Origin of the sequence: Streptomyces sp. NPDC014676, from assembly GCF_043084105.1 — a bacterium.
In the GTDB taxonomy this organism is placed as follows: domain Bacteria; phylum Actinomycetota; class Actinomycetes; order Streptomycetales; family Streptomycetaceae; genus Streptomyces.
On sequence record NZ_JBIBZI010000021.1, the window covers coordinates 48308 to 65682 of the forward strand.

Here is a 17375-nt window from a genome sequence, read left to right on the forward strand (position 1 = left end):
GGCAGCAGGCCGGGGTCGGTGCTCACACCCGGACGACCCGGCCCAGGGGCTACCCGGTGGTGCCGGGGCGCGCGAGCTCCTTGAGCCGCAGCACCGCCTCCTCCAGCACGGCCACCTTCTTGCAGAAGGCGAAGCGCACCACGGAACGTCCGGCTTCCGGAACCGCGTGGAACACGGAGTGCGGGATGCCCACGACGCCGCAACGCCCGGGCAGGGAACGGCAGAACGCCACGCCGTCGTCCTCGCCCAGCGGGCCGATGTCGGCGCTGACGAAGTAGGTCCCGGCGGGCCGCAGTACGTCGAAGCCGGCTGCCGCCAGGCCGTCGGACAACAGGTCGCGGCGTTCGCGCATCTCCTCACGCAGGCCGGTGAAGTACGCGTCCGGCAGCCGCAGTGCCTCGGCCACGGCGTACTGGAACGGTCCGGAACCGGCGAAGGTCAGGTACTGCTTCGTGGTGCGCACGGCCGTGACCAGGTCCGCGGAGCCGGTGGCCCAGCCGACCTTCCAGCCGGTGAAGGAGAACGTCTTGCCCGCGGAGGAGATCGTCAGGGTGCGGTCGCGCATCCCCGGGAGCGCGGCGATCGGGTGATGCCGCGCGCCGTCGTACACCAGATGCTCGTAGACCTCGTCGGAGACCAACAGCAGGTCGCGCTCGACGGCGAGTTCGGCAACGGCGCGCAGTTCGTCCGGAGTCAGCACCATGCCCGTCGGATTGTGCGGCGAGTTCAGCAGCAGCATCCTTGTGCGCGGGGTGATGACCGCCCGCAGGGCATCGGGGTCCGGCCGGAAGGCGGGGGACGCAGCACGACGGGCACCCGGACCGCACGGGCCAGGGCGAGGCACGCCGCGTACGCGTCGTAGGCGGGGTCGAGGGTGACGACCTCGTCGCCGGGCTCCAGCAGGGCCAGCAGCGCGGCGGCGAGCGCCTCGGTGGCACCGGCTGTGATCACGACCTCGGTGTCCGGGTCGTAGGCGAGCCCGTAGAACCTCATCTGGTGCTCGGCGACGGCCGCTCGCAACGCGGGCGTCCCGATGCTGGGTGGATACTGGTTGCCCCGCCCTTCGCGGATGGCGCGCACGGCGGCCTCGGCGACGGCGGAGGGCCCGTCCGTGTCGGGGAACCCCTGGCCCAGGTTGATCGCGCCGGTCGAGGCCGCGAGCGCCGACGTCTTCGCGAAGACGGTCGTCCCGAGCCCGGCCAGCGCACGATTCAGCAAAGGCCTGCCAGCCATCTGCCACCCTCTCCTCGGCGGTGCGGACGGGACGATGGTCCGCTGAGGCGACGGCGGGGCAGATCACCCGAACGGGCAGGCGATGCGCGAAGGCCCAACAGCCGGGCGGGCCCGCGTTGTCACTCCGCTGACAGGACGCAGTGCGCCGACACGGGACGAGGGCTGACTTCTCGGTCATTCTCACCGCATGGAAGGTTCTGATCGACTCCGGCACGCGTGCTTCACCGCCCGCGGCGTTTCGCAGACGCGTGCTGGACACCGTGGGCGACGTCTCGCTCGAACCGGCCTACGACAGTGCCGTGCCGGGCCCGCCATCCGCTCACGGACTGTCGTCCGGCTCCAGCAAGTGGAGCCGGACGCATGCGTCAGCGGGTGCCGCGGGACGCGTCCTCGATCACCTTCGTGACCGCGCCGGGACGGCTGATCATCACGGCGTGCGAGGCGTTGACCTCCTCGATGTGCGCGTTGGCCCGCTTGGACATGGAACGCTGGAGGTCGGGAGCGATCGCCTTGTCCTGGCGGGTGATCAGGCTCCAGGAGGGAACGTTCCGGTAGGCCTCGGCCACGCTGGCGTCGGTCACCGCCTTGAGGTTGGCGGGTCGCTGCGCCGCCGCCAGGTTGGCGGCCGTGGTCCTGTCGACGTCACCGGCGAAGGCCTCCCGGAAGTGAGCCGGGGCGATGGAGACCTCCGTGCCGCCCGGGACGTTGGTGGTAACCAGCGGAATGGGCGGCGAGGACTTCGCGGCCAGTTCGCCGACCGTCTCACCCTTGGCGGGGATGAAACCGGCGATGTAGACGAGGGCCTTGACGTCGGGGTCGGAGGCCGCGACGTTGGTGATCACGGCACCGCCGTAGGAGTGGCCGACCAGAACCACGGGGCCGTCGATGGCGGACAGGTAGCTGGAGACGTAGGCGGTGTCGCTGGTGAGGCCCTGCAGCGGGTTGGCTATGGCTCGCACCGGGTAGCCGTCCTCGCGCAGCCGCTCCATGACGGGCGACCAGCTGGAGGAGTCCGCCCAGGCTCCGTGGACGAGGACGACGGTCGGCTTGGGCGCGGTGGTCTGATCGCCGTCCGATGTCGCCACGGCCGGAGCCGTGGCGGCGCCCAGCAGGGCGAGGGCGCCGGCGGCGAGCGCGACACGACGAGAGATACGGATGCGCATGAGGTGTCCTATCGGGCAGCAGGAAGAGCAGGTCGGCAGACCGGCCCGGACCGACGCCCTATGAGGTAGAACGTTCGGTACACCGCATTAGACGTTGCTGTCGGCACCCTGTCAAACCGAACGTTCTCCCTCGCAGTGTGGGGCCGCCCGCGACGGCCCGCTGCGCGGTCGTCGGGGCGGCCGGTGAGCCGAGGTGGCAGGGTCAGTCCGTGTAGACCTCGGCACGGTCCACGCTCACAAACCCGGCAGAGGACGAAGGATTGCGTTCCCCCGTGACCCGGATCTGAAGGGTGTGCGTGCCGTACGCCAGCCGGGGACTGAGGTACTGAAGCGTCTCTCCGGTGCGGATGGCTCCGTAGAAGTCGACGCGCTGCTCGGCGCCGCCGTCGATGCGGATGGCCGCGATGCCGTTGCCGGTGTCCTTCACCGACAGCAGCGCGATCCGGGTGCCGGTGAACGTGAACGTCGCGGTGTTGCCGGCCCGGTCGCTCCAGTGATCGTCGCTCCAGAAGCACTGCGCGGCGCAGCCCGTGCCGGAGTTCCACGCGCCCTGGTAGGTGACCGTGCCGTTCCCGCTGGAACGGCCGTCGTCGTTGATCCAGTGGTTGCCCGAGCCGGGGTCGCCGGACGGGAGGTTCTGGGTGGCCCCCAGGGCGAGGGGAGCACCCAGGTCCGGGCTGCCGTCGGCACGCCAACTGATCTTCTGGGCACGGGTGGTGCGGTCGGAGTAGGTGAAGACCGAGGTGGTCTTGGCGTGGTAGACGATCCAGTCCTCCGTCCCGTCGGGGGAGCGGAAGAAGGCGTGATGGCCGGGGCCGAACACGCCCCTGGCGTCGTTGCGTGAGAAGACGGGACCGCTGTGCTGCTGCCAGTTGCCGGGCACCAGGGGGTCGGCGCCACTGGGCAGGGACATCATCCACACCTGGTAGTCCGGCTTGCCGGTGTCACAGGTGGAGTACGTCATCCAGGTACGGCCGTTGCGGTAGAGGAACTCCGGGCCTTCCCGCACCTCGGGGCAGCCTCCGGCCCCGTTGATCGCCACGGCGTTGCCGGAGACGGTGTACGGGTTGGACATGGGCGCGATGTTCAGGCCGTTGTGCTGGTGGGCGTTGATGCCGCTGTAGGCCAGGTAGAGCCTGCCGTTGTGCTGGAGGATCCCCGGGTCGATGGCGAAGTCGTCGACGTGGTTGGGCGGGGTGAGCTTCGCCTTGAAGTGGTAGGGCCCGGCAGGGTCGTCGGCGTCCGACTCCAGGACGTACAGCCGATGGCGCTCGTCCACCCCGTCGTCCGCCGTGTAGTACATGTACCAGCGGTTGTTGAAGCGGTAGAACTCGGCGGCCCAGATGTTCTTGTTGCGCGAGGGGTCGGTGTCTCTCCACACCGTGATGGGGTCGGACTTGAGAAGGGTGCTCAGGGAGGGGGAGCGCCACATCTTGATGCTGTCGCCCTGTGTTGTGGTGAGGTGGTAGGCGCCGTTCGTGTACGTCACGAACGGGTCGGGGCCGGTGTTGAGCGGATTGCGGAACGTTCCTCCCACCGCCGCGGCGGACCGCGCACCCTCGGTGAGGGTGGCGGTGGCCTGCGGCGACCAGACGAGGCCCAGGAGCAGGGCGGACAGGGCGGCTACCAATGTGGTGACGAACCGAGCGCGCATGGATGTCTCCCTACTTCTGCCAGAAGGACCCGGCCATGGCGTGGGCACGACATGAGTGGGCGGGCTTATGGCACCACGGGAATTTCATCGATGTAAAGAGGCAGGGAGCCATCGATGCCAGGCGCCGGTGGTGCCATGGTGCACTGCTCGTGTTCCCTCGGCCGGGGGACGAGCAGGTGAGAACACGGCCGGGCGAAAGAGGCCGGGCCACCGAGGCACGAGGCCCTTCGGAAGCCGGGCCCCGACCGTGTGACACCGGCTGGACTTCGGGCGATGAGCACCGCATTCGCGCCGGGCGCAGCTGGTCATTGAGCCGCCTCGCCGGTCCGGACCAGGGACCCGAGACCCGTCATGACGAACGCGACACCCTGACGGCTTCACCACGATCGGCGGTCGTCGCCCGCACCCGACGCCGCACCTGCACGGCGAACGTCTCCTTCCGGCGTCCGCGCCCCTGCCGGACACGGACGCTCTTCCATACCCGGCCGCCGGCTCGGCCAGGAACCGCTGTATCCAGGTGTGATCTTCGGCCGTCCGGACCGTGACCCGCAGAAGACGATCCGCCCGTGGTCCGCTGTCCACCCCCGACGTGGCCCAAGACCGGTGGCCCGCGCGCCCCGCACAGGAAATGCCCGCGGTCTTGGCCGGGATCCTGACGCCCGCTAAGGTCCGGACCAGCCACGTCCGGCCGGGCGCTGTCCCCGAGCCCGGCTGTGCCCTACCCACTGTGAGGAAGCCGATGGCGGGTCCGTACCCGAAGAACCGTTTACGCGCACCGGTGTCGGTGCGCGCTCTCGTCGCCCTGGCGGCGGCCTGTGCGGCAGTCGTCGCCGCCACGGCGTCCACCGCCTCGGCGCAGGGAACCGCGCAGGCACAGGGGGAGCCGCAGCTCGCGGCCGTCACCTTGGGCCTCGACTACGTCGCGATGGGCAGTTCCTTCGCGGCCGGGCCGGGAATCCCACCGATACAGGACAGCGCCGGTGCCACCACGTGCGCCCGGTCGGCCGCCAACTACCCGAGCATCGTGGCCCGCGAGATCGGAGCGAACCTCACGGACGTCTCGTGCAGCGGCGCGACCACCGCGAACGTGCTGACCACCAGTCAGTCCGGCCTTCCGCCGCAGGTGCAGGCCGTGACCGCGGCGACCCGGGTGGTCACCGTCACGATCGGTGGCAACGATGTCAACTACCTCGGCAGCATCAACACCTACTCCTGCCAGACCAGCGGCGGCACCAACTGCGGCACGGTGGACCGGAACGCGATCGATCAGACCTTCCCGGCGCTGGCCGGGCGGATCGAAAGTGTCGTGAAGGCAATCCGCGGCGCGGCACCCCAGGCACATGTCTACCTGGTCAACTACTTCACCCTCCTGCCGGCCTCCGGGGTGTGCGCCAACGTCCCGTTGACCGATAACCAGGCGACATTCGAGCGCAGCATCGCCTCTCGTTTGGCGCGGGCCACGGCGACCGCGGCGGCCTCCACGGGGGCCACCTTGGTCGATCTGGCCGCCGCGAGCCGCGGACACGACGCATGCTCGGCCAGTCCCTGGGTAGAGTCGTACCGCCCGGCCGCGGGCCGTGCCACCTACCACCCCAACGAGGCGGGGATGAGAGCGGCGGCGACGCTCGTGCAGTCCGCTCTGGAGTCCAGCGGCCAGACGGACACGGTGGCCTTCCGTTCGGGAATCGCCGGCAAGTGCATCGATGTGCGCAACTCCGGCACCGCCGACGGCACACCCGTGCAACTCTACAGTTGCAACGGCACAGGCGCCCAACGCTGGACCTACGGTCCCGGCGCGGGCGGTACGCTGCGGGCCCTGGGCCGCTGTCTCGACGTGAGCGGCGGCGGGACCGCCAACAGGACCAAGGTCCAGCTCTGGTCGTGCAACGGCACCGGCGCACAGCGCTGGGTGACGGGCCCGAACTCCTCATTGATCAACCCGCAGTCCGGGCGGTGCCTGGACGACCCGGGGAGTTCAACGGTGGACGGTACCCAATTGCAGATCTACGACTGCAACGGCGCAGCCGCGCAGCGCTGGACCCCGGCCGCCTGACGCTTGGGGTCGGTCCGGCCGCCGGCCGGACCGACCCGTGCGCGAACACCCCCATCAGCCGGACCCAGCCGACGTGTTCCCGTCGTCTGGTGTCCTTCCGGCGGTCCTGCACGGCCGTCGGCTCCCACGACGACGGCGCCCAGCGGATGTCCGATGCACTGAGATTTCGGTACGGGCGTCGCCCCCTGCGCGAGACCACGGGCGGCGTCTCGGCTCGCAGCCCCGCTGGCAGGTCAACATGCGGATGGGCGCCCACCAGGAGGTGCTCGCGCGCCTCGGGCTGTCGACGAGCGAGGTGCGGGGAGCGCTCGGAGACACTCGCCCGCACGCCCGCACGCAGCAACCCCCAGGACCGCAGTGAAGGTTCAGCGTGTCGAGGTCGCCGGTCCCGTGGGCGCCGAAGCGCAGTCGCAACGTGCAGCGGGTTCGGTGAAACCCTGCCCGCAGCGGTGCGGACCTTGTCGGGATCGGCAGGGAGAGAACAACCGCCGAATACGCGTGCCTTTGCCATGCCTTTTCACGACCGCGGGAAGAACTCGGTGCCCCGTCGTGCTGACTCGAGCAGGACCTATCACCAGAGGAGACGACCATGACCAAGGCACTTCCTCGGCGTGCGGGACATCGCATCACCGTCGAGCCCAGTGGTCGGCACGTGCGCGTGGTGCGAAACGGGCAGGTGCTGGCGGAGAGCGACGGGGCATTGGTGCTGCGCGAGCCGGGTTGTCCCGACGCGTACTACATCCCGCCCCAGGACGTTCGCCTCGACCTGCTGACCCCGTCCGACGCCCTTACGCACTGCCCCTTCAAGGGCGATGCCTCCTACTGGTCGGTGCCGGACGCGCCGAACCTGGCCTGGGCGTACGCGGACCCGAAGCCCGAGGTGGCCGAGATCGCGAACCACCTTTCCTTCTACGAAGTGGAGGTCGCATGAGCATGTCGTGACCTGGACAATGCGTCGTCCCAACTTCAGCAGCGTGCGCCCCTACGCCGGCATCGCCACCGTTTGCGGCATCCCGGTCGGCACGATGCGAAGCCGCTTGCATCACGCCCACCGCACGCTCGCAACCGCGCTGCGTGCCATGGCCGATGATGCCTACGCCGACGTCTCGGAACGGATCGAGGCCCGTCGGACGGAAGCCGCCGATGCCATGGGGGCCACGGCGCGCGGTGACTTCCACCATGCCGTGGGCGAACTGTGGTGGCCCGACGCTCAGCTGACCGTGCCGGCCTCGACCGTCAGCGGCGGGGCGGCACTGGCCGTCCGGGCGAGGGAGGACGACTTGGCGGCTGGCGTCAGGCCCGGCCTGATCGACGTCGTCGCCGGCGACGTGCTCATCTGGGAACCCGAACTCGTCAGCCCGCCCGCGAACCCCAGCCACTGCCCGCCGAACGCGGTGTGGCTGCAGTCACTGCACCAAGGGCGGGTTCGCTCGGTCACTCTCTTCCACCCGGGCACCCGACCCGAAAAATCTCCGCACCTGAGCGAACTTTCCCGGTAACCCGGGCATCCGGTCTGGTCAGCACCGTCCTGATCGGAGAACAAGTTGGACACCGTAAGCGCATTGAGTACTCGCGAGATCACCGTTGGTGGCGTCCGGCAGGTCTACCGCATCGCCGGCCGGGGCCCCGTCTGCGTGGCGCACTCCGGCGGCCCTGGCACAGCCTGGACGTACCGAGGCGCCACATCTGGTTGCCCCAGCCGCCCGCCACCGGGACGGTCAGCCCTGCAAGGTCTGGATGTTGCTCCAGCAGCAGGTCTCGGACCAGGTCTGCGGTGATCTCGATCTCGGAGTCGGTCACGTGAAGCCACGATATGGGGCACGCGGGGCAGGTCTCACTTTCCCGGAAGATATCGTATTCGCCCCTCCTGGCGAGAGGTCAGTCACTGGCCGCACGTTCGGAAGCTGTCGTGCCTCCGTCGTCCAGGAACGTGCTCATAAAGCCGACATGCCGATGTCGGGTGCGGTGGGAAAGCGGTTGAGCCCCGGGGGAGCACGCGGCAGGCTCGCGCGCCGTGACTGAGATCGCCAAGCCGCACGACGGCGGGTGGCTATCGACGCACCGGTGGTGGTGCGTCTCGTTACGGCTCAGTTCCCGCAGCGGGCGGGCCGGCCGGTCCAGGCCGTCCGTCGTCGGGGAGGGACAACCTGACGTTCCGGCTCGGGGCTCACGAGTCGGTGCGTGATAGCGGGTGAGGAGTGTGTGGCTTGGTCGTGGCCTGTTCTCAGGTGTTGTCGGTGCGGTCGGAGACGGGGCCGGAGTTGGCGCGGTAGGTGTCGGGCAGGTGGTCGCGGCGGTGTGTCCAGCGCGTCAGTTGTTTCCGGCGTATGTGGTCGGCGAGGGCGTGTTCGACGGTGATGCGGTCGGATGGGTGGCTGTGACGGTCGCGTTCGCACTGATCGACTCTGCCGGGTGATGCACCGGGCCGGGGTTTTCCGGGCGGTGTGACGGCTTGCCCGCGGTGGTCGCGGCTCAGGCCCGGGTAGCCGTTGTCCAGGAGGACCTCGGCGTCAGGGAAAGTGTCGCAGGCGGACGGTGATGCCTTCGGTGCGGGCGGCCGTGGCGTCGTGCGTACGTCCAGGCCGCAGGGCATCGGTCCATGCCCGTGCGTCCCCGCCAGTCGGTTATGACGGTGGCCTTCATCGCGTTCTGCTTCTTCTCACCCGAGACAGACGCGCGGCGACCGCCGTGGTTGGCCGGCGGCCGGCGGACCTGGATCTCGGTGGCGTCCCGCGGCAGTTCCACGCCTTCGGCAGGGGCGTAGGCGAACACGCCCGTCAGCGTCCGAAGACGCAGGTGGGGACGGTCGGGGACCGCGCACCCCCGCTCGGCCGAGGGCCGGCGCGTCTCCCTGGTCGCGGGTGATGGTGGAGCGGTCGGCACCGAACAGCAGCGTGAGCACCGAGTGCGGCAGAACACGGCGCAGGTGGATCAACGTGGCCACCAGCCGGTCGATGAACACCATCTGGTGACGGGCGCTGGCACCCGCGGCCCGTTTTCTGTCCCACCTCGGCGACCACGGTCAATCGTGCGGTGCCGGCGCATCGGTTGTTGACTGGGATCTCTCGGCGTCACCTCGTCCGTCTGCTTGGGGAGTTGGCGGTGCCGTGGCAGTCCGGCCGCGAGGGCCGCCGTCATGCTGCACATTGCCACCAACACCGCGCCCGCCTTCGCCACCACCTTTGACGCACATACGGTGACACCCCACCGTGATCGTGAAGCTTGGCAGCAGCGTCTGCAACTGCCGTGACTGACCCCCTGGTGTGCTGCTCCATACCGAGAGCAGTCGCCATCAGGAGCGGTGCAGGCCGGTGAGGAGCAGGTCGAGGTAGCGCAGGCCGAGGGTGGCTCGTTCGGTCGGGTCGAGGGCGCTGTGGATGTTCGCGGCGTAGGCGATGCCGCACATCAAAGGGGTCATGTCCGACTCGGTGACGCCGGGATCGATCACTCCGGCCGCGCGCGCGTGTGCCAGCAGTTCAGCGAAGGCTGTGGCGAGCCTTCGTTTCAGCTCGCCGGTGTGCTCCAGGGTGTCGGTGGCCGCGGCGAACACGGGCGGGACCGCCGGGTCGGTCAGCAGGACTTCGATCGCCGCGGCGAGGAACTCACGCAACGCGATCCACGGGTCATCCCCGGCCACTGCATGCTCGGCTTGCTGCAGCAGCTTCTCGATGGTAGGCAGCGCGATGGTCTCCAGCAGGGCTTCCGGCGTCGGAAAGTGCCGGTAGACGGTGGCCACGCCGATGGACGCTGTCCGCGCCACATCGTTGAGCTGCAGGGGTCTGCCGTCATCGACGTATCGCCGGGCGATCTCGATGATGCGGTTCCTGTTCTGGGCGGCGTCCTTGCGCAGCGGTGGCGTGCTCATATCCCCACCATAACCAGATGAGGTATCCGGTTGTGCTACGTTGAAGCGGATGACTCATCCGTTTACGGCTGGGTCCCGTACGAGGAGACACCGATGCCTTTCACCGCAGACGCCGTCCCGCACCTTCCCGCCGGATTCGGCGACACCTTCACCAGCCACACTGTCGACGTCGACGGGGTCGAACTGCACGCCGTGGTCGGCGGGAGCGGCCCGGCACTCCTGCTGCTGCCGGCGTGGCCGCAGTTCTGGTACGGCTGGCGGCTGGTGATGCCCGCTCTCGCCGAGCACTTCACGGTCGTGGCCGCCGACATGCGCGGCATGGGTGCCAGCAGCAAGCCGGCCACCGGGTACGACGCCATCACGGTGGCCGATGAGATGGCCGCCCTGATGACCTCCCTGGGTCACGACCGTTTCCACGTCGCGGGCTACGACATGGGGATGATGGTCGGATACGTGCTCGCCGCCCGCCATCGTGACCGGGTGAGCAAGCTCGTGCTGGCCGAGGCCGTCCTGGCCGGCTTCACCCCGATGCCCCCACTGCTCATGCCTCCCGAGGTCAACGAGCTGGCCTGGCACTTCGTCTTCAACCGTCTGGCCGAGATCAACGAGCGCATGGTGTCGGGCCGCGAGGAGATCTACTTCGGTTACCAGTTCGCCACCAAAGCCGCATCTCCCGACGCCATCCCTCAGGCCGCGGTCGACGTCTACGTCGATGCCCTGCGCGACCCCGCCGCCCTGCACGCGAGCTTCGAGTTCTACCGCGCGGGAGAGTCCGGGGACCAGGTAGTCGCGCTGGCTGCCGAGGGACCCCTGGATATTCCGGTTCTGGCCATCGGGGGCGAGCACGGCATGCGTGATGGCGTCGAGCAGGCGGTGCGGCAGGTTGCCTCGAACACCAGCGGCGCCATCGCACCGGGTGCGGCGCATTTCCTGCCCGAGGAAGCCCCTGAATGGATGGCCCGCACCCTGATCGACTTCTTCGCCTGAGCCGAGGAAAACACCATGCCCAGCACCCTCACAGCCACCCGCGGCAGTGTCACCGTCGCCGGGACCACCCGCACCTTCACTCTCGTCGGCAGCGCAGCGCCGGGCGAGGCCAAGCCGCTGATTCTCGTGTTCCACGGCTCCGGCCAGACCGGTGACAAGCACCGTGCTTTCACTGGCGGCGTCTTCGACGCGCTCGCCGCCCGCGGCGCGCTGGTCGCCTACCTCGACGGCTACCGCGGCAACTGGAACGACGCCCGCCGCGAAAGCCACTTCCCGGCGCGCAAAGCCAACATCGACGATGTCGGCTTCACCCGTGCGGTCATCGCCACGTTCGCAGCAGACCGGCGCATCGATCCCGGCCGGGTCTACGCCGTCGGGTACTCCAACGGTGGCCAGATGGTCATCCGGCTCGCCCATGAAACCCCTGACCTGCTGGCGGGTGCGACGGTGATCGCCGCCACCATGCCCGCACCGGAGAACTTCCTCGCGAGTCAGACACCTCGGGCGCCCTTGCCGGTCCTGTTGATCCACGGCACCAAGGACCCCATCGTCTCCTACCAGGGCGGCACCATGAACTGGGCCCTGCGCACCATCTTCAAAGCAGGCGGCCCGACCTGGTCGACCACCCGCACCGCACGCTACTTCGCCGAGCGCAACGGAATCACCACCGAACCCACGACCACCCGCCTGCCGAAGCAGACCACGGCCGACCCCACCGAGGTCGAACGGACAACTTATGAGGCGGAGGGTGTCCCCCCGGTGGTCCTCTACACCATCCACGGCGGCGGCCACACCGTTCCCGCACCCTCCTCCTCCGCCCCGGCGCTCATCGGCAAGACCAGCCACCAACTCGACACAGCAGATCTCATCACCCAGTTCTTCGACCTCTGAAACGTCTGCCGGCGCAATCGGGCGGCCGAATGCGGCCGGCTGGCGGTCCACCGGCGGAAAATTCGCACGGTTGTCAGTGGGGCCCGCTAGGTTGTCTGGACTGGCTGTGACCGTGTGATGGCGACGGGGGGTGGTTGGGGTGATGCGTGCCTGCACGTTCCTTCTGCGGCCCACGGTGCGCCAGGAGCAGGCGCTGTCCGAGTGCGCGATCACCAGCACCCCGTCGAGGTCCACGGTCACCGTTCCGTCCGCATCAGGAGCTTCCCGGTCGGCCAACCGCCAGACACGGCGGCGGGCTTCAGCCCGTGCGGCACGGATGGCCCGCAGGGCCTTCTCGCCGGAGGCTGCAGGAGTGTCGATGAGGCGGGAGACCATCGGGTCGGAGGCCACCGGCCCGAACACGGGCGACTCGGCCCGCAGCATGGCGACATCCGCGAGGCGGTCGCCGCCCAGCGCGACCGCCAGGGCCACGTCCAGCAGGATCTTGCACGGCCCGGGCCTTCCGCCACGGTGTCAGTGCCGCGGATATCGCGGTGGCCAGGCCGGCCTCGCGGACGGTCTCGACCAGCAGCACGCCCCCGGCCTGCGAGACCACCGCCCGGCCTCCGCCCTCGATGCGGACACGCGGGTACGACCCGATACGCTTCTTCACCTGGAGAATGCTTCTTTCCCTGCAGCCAACAGGACCCTAGACAAGTCCCGTCGTTGCAGGTCAGGAGTACTCTCCGCGTTATTGATCACCCACCGGACACCCCTGCCGTGTGACTCTACGTGATGCTTGTCGTCATCTCCAGCTGGACTGCTGATGGGGTACCTTATTACCTTTTTCCCGGTGGCGGAACCGACCCGGTGAGACGCCGTACTCGCGACGGAACGCCCCGGCAAAAGCGAATTCCGTCGAGTAGCCGATCTGCCGGGCTATCGCGGCCAGCGATGTGTCGGTTTCTCGAAGCAGGCGCGCGGCACAACTGAGTCGCCAGTCCCTCAGATACGTCATGGGCGGCTTGCCGACCACTGACGTGAAGCGTCTCGTGAACGCCGTCCGGGACATACCCACAGTCTCGCCGAGTTGCGAAACCGTCCACTGCGTCTGCGGACTGTTGTGGATCGTGTGCAGTACGGCGGCGATAGCCGGGTCGGATATTGCGGGCCGGCCCTTCGAGCTTTCATCCTCCACCCATTGGCGCAGGATATGAACGAGCATCAGATCGAGTACCGCCGACCGAGTCACTTCCGTCCCCGTTCGCGCTTGCGACGCATCGTCGTCGAGCAGGCTGACGACCGATCGCAACGCCGGGAACCGCTCATAGTCGGGAGACACCACGAGCAGGTCCGGCATCGCCCCGAGGTACGGGTGCACCTGACCATGGTCCAACCGGTAGGCGCCGCAGAGGAACTCGAAGTCGGCGGAGCCGGAAACCGGCTGGTCCAGGCTCAACACCACCTGTGGCAGCCCGCGAAGCGCACACGGAGCGTAGCTGAGCCCGTGATCTGCTCCAGACGTGATCAGGACGACATCGCCCGGCCGGAGTGCGACGGGTGGCGCATCAACGGCGATGAGCCAGCCGCTGCCCCGGAGGACCACGTGGAAACCGCTCCCGGTCAAGCCGGAGTACCGCATACCCCACGAACCCGATTGCCGGAATCGTCGGACGGTTCCACGTCCGACCCGGAGGCTGGTGATCGCCTGACTGATCATGTCCACCCGCTCGATTCTATGCGCCGTACAAGCTCGTATTCAGCCGCACCAACTGTGTATGTACGCGCACGTCAGCAGCTGGTTCGGTGAGTGTTATGAAGGGAAACGACACCGGCATGAGGGATTGCATCGTGGTCGGCGCCGGAGCCGCCGGGATGAGTGCCGCGCTCACACTCGTCCGGGCCCGGCGAAGTACCCTGGTCATCGACGCCGGCCAGCAGAGCAACCTCGCCGCCGCGGGTATCGGAGGTTTGCTCGGACACGATCGACGCCCTCCCGCTGAGTTCTACGCCGCAGGGCGCGCGGAACTTATGGCCTACCCGTCCGTCGAGCTGTGCCGAGGCGAGGTCGTCCATGGCGTGCAGGAGGACGACGGAAGCTTCTCTGTGACCTTCAGCGACGGCCGTCGTGAGCGAGCCCGGAGCATGGTCCTGGCCCCAGGAATGATCTACCGCTATCCACCGCTGCCCGGCATGAACGAGCGCTGGGGTCATTCGGTCTTCCACTGTCCGTTCTGCCACGGCTGGGAAGTCAGCGATCGCCCCATGGGTGTTCTTGCGGAGGGCGCGGTCGGCGTGCACGGAGCGCTGAACCTCCGTGCTTGGAGCGATCGGATCACGCTTCTGACCAACGGCAGCGAGTTGACCGACCAGCACCGCGAGCAATTGGCCGTCGGCGGAGTGGGCCTCGACGAGCGGCCGATCACCGGCCTCGACGGGCCAGGGGCCGAGTTGCGGTCCGCCGTATTCGCCGACGGCGGAGAACTCCCCATTGGTGCATTGCTGGTCAAGACGACTCTCTACCAGCGCTCCACGCTGGCCCGCGACCTCGGAGCGTCCCTGACCGAACCGGACGAGATGCTCAGCGTCGAGGCGATCAAAGTAGACGCAATGCACCGGACCGGCGTCCCCGGGCTGTACGCGGCCGGGGATGCGGCCACCTCGGTCCCGCCGTCCATGGCGGCCGCCATGGCGTCGGGCTACCTGGCCGGCGCCGCCGCCGCTGTGCAACTTGCCGCAGGCTACTGAAGCCCCTTCTCAAAACGCAGCAGACCGACGCCCTCAAGGCAGTCACCGTCCAGTGCGACCGCGAGGACCACATCCAGCAGGCCCTTGCCCGGGTCGAGCACCATCCGTGGTTCGCGCCATGACGCCAGTACCGCTGTTATCGCCCTGTCCACACCGGCCTTATGGATCGTCTCCACCAGCAGCAACCGCCAGCGGGAGCCCCCCGACCACCGCCTCCGGTGCGGGCAGATAGGACCCGATACGCTCCTTCATCTGGAGAGTGCTCCTTTCATGCGACGACCTGACACCTAGACAAGTCCCATCGTTGCAGTTCAGGAGCATTCTTCGCGCTTCTGATCACCACCGGACAGCTGCCGCATGAAAGCCCGAGGTCAGAAGGCTCATCCCTGCCAGGGGTGCGCGGCCGTGGGAGGGGTGAGCAGCTCGGCGAGCGCGCGGCCGACGGCCTGGAACAGGGTGGTGCTGCAGCCCGTGTACTTCAAGCGCCTGGCAGGGGCGTAGCGGCCCGGCAGGACCGTTCGGGGAGCGGCCAGGCAGAGCCTCGCCACACCAACTTCACCGACCACAGGCAGCACGCAGCGGCGCGCGCAGTCGCCGTCGAATGAGAGCTGCGCCTCCGGCAATGCTCCAACGCGCCGCCCCCCCCCGCCCCGCAGGGCCCCGCCCCGCAACCGGCCAATCAGACTTACGGTCCAGGCAGGCGTCAGAAGAATGCCCATCATCACGAGAGGAACCCCATGCGCAAGATCCTCACCTCACTCGGCACGCCGGCCGCCGCCGGTCTGCTCACCGTCGGACTGACCATCCCCGCGAGCGCGGCCACGGGAACCCTGTACCTCACCCAGAACGGCCAGACGACCGCCTGTACCCACCCGACCGGCCGCACCTGCTACGCCAGCGACCCCACCAAGGGAGACGCAACCTTCGTCAACAGGACGGACCAGCCGTCCTACGTGACCGACAACAAGTGCCGGACCCCCATCGCCGGCGACCACTGGCTGCGCAGCGGCCAGACCCGCACCCTGCCCGCCGGCACCGCCGTCGTGTGGCCGTCCTAGCGACTCAGGGCATTCTCAGCGCCCTGAGCCCCGTCCCTGACGTCAAGAGGCGACAGCTGGGTAACGAGAACGATGGCAGCGCTCAGGTGTGCGTCGATCAGGCCGGAAACCTATGGTGGGGCCTGGAGGTGAGAGCGCAGCTCACCGGATCGCTGCTCCAGCCACCGCAGCAGCTCCTTGCGGTGCGGATCGAGTTCGCCGGCCCGCAGTGTCCTCCTCTGCCGGCGGATCCGTCACCCGAGCGGATTCCGTACCACCTGCGCGGATTCGACATCCGCACGGTGATCGCACAACGGGCCGACCGGCGGTGCAGACATGTCTGGCGGCAAACCCAGCCGGTTTTCTGCCAGGAGGCGTGCAAACGCGCACTACCGCCGCCTGCACACCTTCTCACCACCGGCGAGCCTCAGCCGGTGGCTGGCCGAGCCCTGCAGATGAGCGGAGCACGGTCTTTCAGACCGAGCAGGTCGAAGTAGTTCTGCCCGAGGGCGATGCCGCGGAACGCCTCGTCACTGAGGTCTTTGTTGATGCGGCTCGTCACTTCCAACTCCTCCTTGTAGACGGCGTAGTCCTTGTTGGCCGACGCCACGAAGTCCGTCCCCGGAATGGCCCGGGAAGGGTAGGCGTTGAGGAATGTCGCATAAAGCCTGCGCACTGCCGGCTTGGTGAAGTACTGGTCGTGCAGGACGCGCCAGCTGAGGTCGAGCGTCAGGTTCGGGTGCTCGTCGAGGAGGCGCTTGGTGATGGCGATGTGGACGCGTGGGTCCATCGTCGCGAGCTCCTTCGACAGGCCCATGTGCGCCCACACGATCTTGTTGCGCGGGTAGCGGTCCAGCACGCGCTCCAGTAGATGCAGGTATTTCGCAGGGTGCTGATCGTTGCCCAGATCCGAGTGGAGGGTGAGAGGGATGTTCCGTTCCTCCAGCACCGTCATGAAGTTCGCCCACTGGTTGATGTCCTCGGGCGTGGTCGGCTCGTGATGGTTGTGGAACAGGGCCGCCTTGACCACATTGAGCTCGCCGCCCCAGCGGAACTGCCCCGGGAACTCCTCGTCGTACATGGCGAGGTCCGCCGGGATGGTCTCGGGGTTCGCCACGTCGAAGGACGTCATCGACAACGTCAGGTGTGGGTCAGTGGGCTGCGATTCCAGGTAATTCTCACCGTTCACGACGTCGTTCTTGATGCTGGGCAGCACCGGGGTGCCCGGGCAGTCCAGGTAGTAGGTGCAGTCGGAGTCGGCGGGCAGTTTCTGGCCGATGCCGAAAATGTTGGCGTGGTGGACACCGCTCTTCCTCAGATACGAGACGACCTCGTCGAAGGGAATGGCCTTGCCGCCGAAGGGCCGGAAGTGGAGGTGTCCGTCGACCTGCGAGGTATAGGGCTGCGTCCTGCGATCGAAGCAGTCTGCGGCAACCAAGGTGGAGCCGGCTCCTGCCGGGGACGCCGCCACGGATGCGGCGGCCAGGGTGGCTACCGCGATGGCCAAACGCTTGCGGGCGTAGCGTCCGACTGCCACACCGATGCGGCGCCGACGCGGGGTGGGGAAGGCGTTCATCGGGTGTCAGGAACCCTTCTCTCAGATGGTGACTTACCGGAAGACATAGCTCGTCACGGGCGCCCGGGAAGCCCACACGACCGGGAATCCACTCGATCGGTACTCCGGCTGCGTCAGGTACACCCGTCCCGTGACCTCGAGCACGCCGGGTGGGATGTCTTGCGTAGACGCACCCGCAGCTGCAGGGGA

Annotated in this window: 13 protein-coding genes and 4 pseudogenes; 7 read left to right on the forward strand and 10 right to left on the reverse strand. The window is 68.3% G+C overall.

Annotated features, from left to right (window positions below; genetic code table 11):
- Positions 1–49: 49 nt before the first annotated feature.
- The 3 genes and pseudogenes from ACF1DX_RS36070 to ACF1DX_RS36080 all read right to left on the reverse strand — a co-directional run bounded on the left by ACF1DX_RS36070 (position 50) and on the right by ACF1DX_RS36080 (position 4050).
- Positions 50–1233: pseudogene (locus ACF1DX_RS36070) on the reverse strand (pyridoxal phosphate-dependent aminotransferase).
- 365 nt (positions 1234–1598) lie between these two features.
- The gene (locus ACF1DX_RS36075; RefSeq protein ID WP_391795374.1) at positions 1599–2396 is read right to left on the reverse strand and encodes an alpha/beta fold hydrolase; all 798 of its coding nucleotides are present in this window, start codon (positions 2394–2396) and stop codon (positions 1599–1601) included.
- Positions 2397–2598: 202 nt separating this feature from the next.
- Positions 2599–4050, reverse strand: coding sequence for a glycoside hydrolase family 43 protein (locus ACF1DX_RS36080; RefSeq protein WP_391795375.1), 1452 nt, complete (start codon positions 4048–4050; stop codon positions 2599–2601).
- Positions 4051–4789: 739 nt separating this feature from the next.
- Between ACF1DX_RS36080 and ACF1DX_RS36085 the strand changes: the two genes are divergently transcribed.
- The 3 genes from ACF1DX_RS36085 (at position 4790) to ACF1DX_RS36095 (ending at position 7602) form a co-directional block, all read left to right on the forward strand.
- Positions 4790–6103, forward strand: a complete 1314-nt coding sequence (locus ACF1DX_RS36085; RefSeq protein WP_391795376.1) for a ricin-type beta-trefoil lectin domain protein — start codon at positions 4790–4792, stop codon at positions 6101–6103.
- Between the two features lie 589 nt (positions 6104–6692).
- On the forward strand, positions 6693–7034 hold the full coding sequence (locus ACF1DX_RS36090) for a DUF427 domain-containing protein (RefSeq protein ID WP_391795377.1): 342 nt from the start codon (positions 6693–6695) through the stop codon (positions 7032–7034).
- 7 nt (positions 7035–7041) lie between these two features.
- Entirely contained in the window at positions 7042–7602 is a 561-nt protein-coding gene (locus ACF1DX_RS36095) for a hypothetical protein (RefSeq protein ID WP_391795378.1), read from the forward strand.
- Between the two features lie 725 nt (positions 7603–8327).
- Here ACF1DX_RS36095 and ACF1DX_RS36100 read toward each other — a convergent pair.
- Positions 8328–9104: pseudogene (locus ACF1DX_RS36100) on the reverse strand (transposase family protein); the annotation flags it as partial.
- 291 nt (positions 9105–9395) lie between these two features.
- Positions 9396–9968, reverse strand: coding sequence for a TetR/AcrR family transcriptional regulator (locus tag ACF1DX_RS36105; protein ID WP_391795379.1), 573 nt, complete (start codon positions 9966–9968; stop codon positions 9396–9398).
- 93 nt (positions 9969–10061) lie between these two features.
- Here ACF1DX_RS36105 and ACF1DX_RS36110 point away from each other — a divergent pair, with 93 nt between their 5' ends.
- Together ACF1DX_RS36110 and ACF1DX_RS36115 are read left to right on the forward strand one after the other, a co-directional pair.
- The gene (locus ACF1DX_RS36110) at positions 10062–10955 is read left to right on the forward strand and encodes an alpha/beta fold hydrolase (RefSeq protein WP_391795380.1); all 894 of its coding nucleotides are present in this window, start codon (positions 10062–10064) and stop codon (positions 10953–10955) included.
- A gap of 15 nt (positions 10956–10970) precedes the next feature.
- Positions 10971–11846, forward strand: a complete 876-nt coding sequence (locus tag ACF1DX_RS36115; RefSeq protein WP_391795381.1) for an alpha/beta hydrolase family esterase — start codon at positions 10971–10973, stop codon at positions 11844–11846.
- A 75-nt stretch (positions 11847–11921) separates the two neighbouring features.
- Here the strand turns inward: ACF1DX_RS36115 and ACF1DX_RS36120 are convergent.
- Both ACF1DX_RS36120 and ACF1DX_RS36125 read right to left on the reverse strand, forming a co-directional pair.
- Positions 11922–12498 (reverse strand): annotated as a pseudogene (locus ACF1DX_RS36120) (transposase); the annotation flags it as partial.
- A 132-nt stretch (positions 12499–12630) separates the two neighbouring features.
- Positions 12631–13545 carry an AraC family transcriptional regulator gene (locus tag ACF1DX_RS36125; RefSeq protein ID WP_391795402.1) on the reverse strand — a complete coding sequence of 305 codons (915 nt, stop codon included), beginning with the start codon at positions 13543–13545 and terminating at the stop codon, positions 12631–12633.
- A 95-nt stretch (positions 13546–13640) separates the two neighbouring features.
- Between ACF1DX_RS36125 and ACF1DX_RS36130 the strand changes: the two genes are divergently transcribed.
- On the forward strand, positions 13641–14573 hold the full coding sequence (locus ACF1DX_RS36130; protein ID WP_391795382.1) for an NAD(P)/FAD-dependent oxidoreductase: 933 nt from the start codon (positions 13641–13643) through the stop codon (positions 14571–14573).
- Positions 14574–14581: 8 nt separating this feature from the next.
- On the opposite strand, the pseudogene ACF1DX_RS36135 reads toward ACF1DX_RS36130, so the two are convergent.
- Positions 14582–14758: pseudogene (locus ACF1DX_RS36135) on the reverse strand (IS1380 family transposase); the annotation flags it as partial.
- 195 nt (positions 14759–14953) lie between these two features.
- The gene (locus ACF1DX_RS36140) at positions 14954–15121 is read right to left on the reverse strand and encodes a hypothetical protein (RefSeq protein WP_391795383.1); all 168 of its coding nucleotides are present in this window, start codon (positions 15119–15121) and stop codon (positions 14954–14956) included.
- Between the two features lie 189 nt (positions 15122–15310).
- Here ACF1DX_RS36140 and ACF1DX_RS36145 point away from each other — a divergent pair, with 189 nt between their 5' ends.
- Entirely contained in the window at positions 15311–15631 is a 321-nt protein-coding gene (locus ACF1DX_RS36145) for a hypothetical protein (protein ID WP_391795384.1), read from the forward strand.
- A 406-nt stretch (positions 15632–16037) separates the two neighbouring features.
- Here ACF1DX_RS36145 and ACF1DX_RS36150 read toward each other — a convergent pair whose 3' ends face one another.
- A complete protein-coding gene (locus tag ACF1DX_RS36150; RefSeq protein WP_391795385.1) occupies positions 16038–17186 on the reverse strand; it encodes an amidohydrolase family protein in 1149 nt (382 codons plus the stop codon).
- Positions 17187–17375: the final 189 nt, after the last annotated feature.

What these genes read in the sequence shown, in the direction of transcription:
- ACF1DX_RS36075 (WP_391795374.1), bottom strand. Translation starts at nt 2,396, where the DNA reads ATGCGCATCCGTATCTCTCGTCGTGTCGCGCTCGCCGCCGGCGCCCTC.
- ACF1DX_RS36080 (WP_391795375.1), bottom strand. Translation starts at nt 4,050, where the DNA reads ATGCGCGCTCGGTTCGTCACCACATTGGTAGCCGCCCTGTCCGCCCTG.
- ACF1DX_RS36085 (WP_391795376.1), top strand. Translation starts at nt 4,790, where the DNA reads ATGGCGGGTCCGTACCCGAAGAACCGTTTACGCGCACCGGTGTCGGTG.
- ACF1DX_RS36090 (WP_391795377.1), top strand. Translation starts at nt 6,693, where the DNA reads ATGACCAAGGCACTTCCTCGGCGTGCGGGACATCGCATCACCGTCGAG.
- ACF1DX_RS36105 (WP_391795379.1), bottom strand. Translation starts at nt 9,968, where the DNA reads ATGAGCACGCCACCGCTGCGCAAGGACGCCGCCCAGAACAGGAACCGC.
- ACF1DX_RS36110 (WP_391795380.1), top strand. Translation starts at nt 10,062, where the DNA reads ATGCCTTTCACCGCAGACGCCGTCCCGCACCTTCCCGCCGGATTCGGC.
- ACF1DX_RS36115 (WP_391795381.1), top strand. Translation starts at nt 10,971, where the DNA reads ATGCCCAGCACCCTCACAGCCACCCGCGGCAGTGTCACCGTCGCCGGG.
- ACF1DX_RS36125 (WP_391795402.1), bottom strand. Translation starts at nt 13,545, where the DNA reads ATGATCAGTCAGGCGATCACCAGCCTCCGGGTCGGACGTGGAACCGTC.
- ACF1DX_RS36130 (WP_391795382.1), top strand. Translation starts at nt 13,641, where the DNA reads ATGAAGGGAAACGACACCGGCATGAGGGATTGCATCGTGGTCGGCGCC.
- ACF1DX_RS36145 (WP_391795384.1), top strand. Translation starts at nt 15,311, where the DNA reads ATGCGCAAGATCCTCACCTCACTCGGCACGCCGGCCGCCGCCGGTCTG.
- ACF1DX_RS36150 (WP_391795385.1), bottom strand. Translation starts at nt 17,186, where the DNA reads ATGAACGCCTTCCCCACCCCGCGTCGGCGCCGCATCGGTGTGGCAGTC.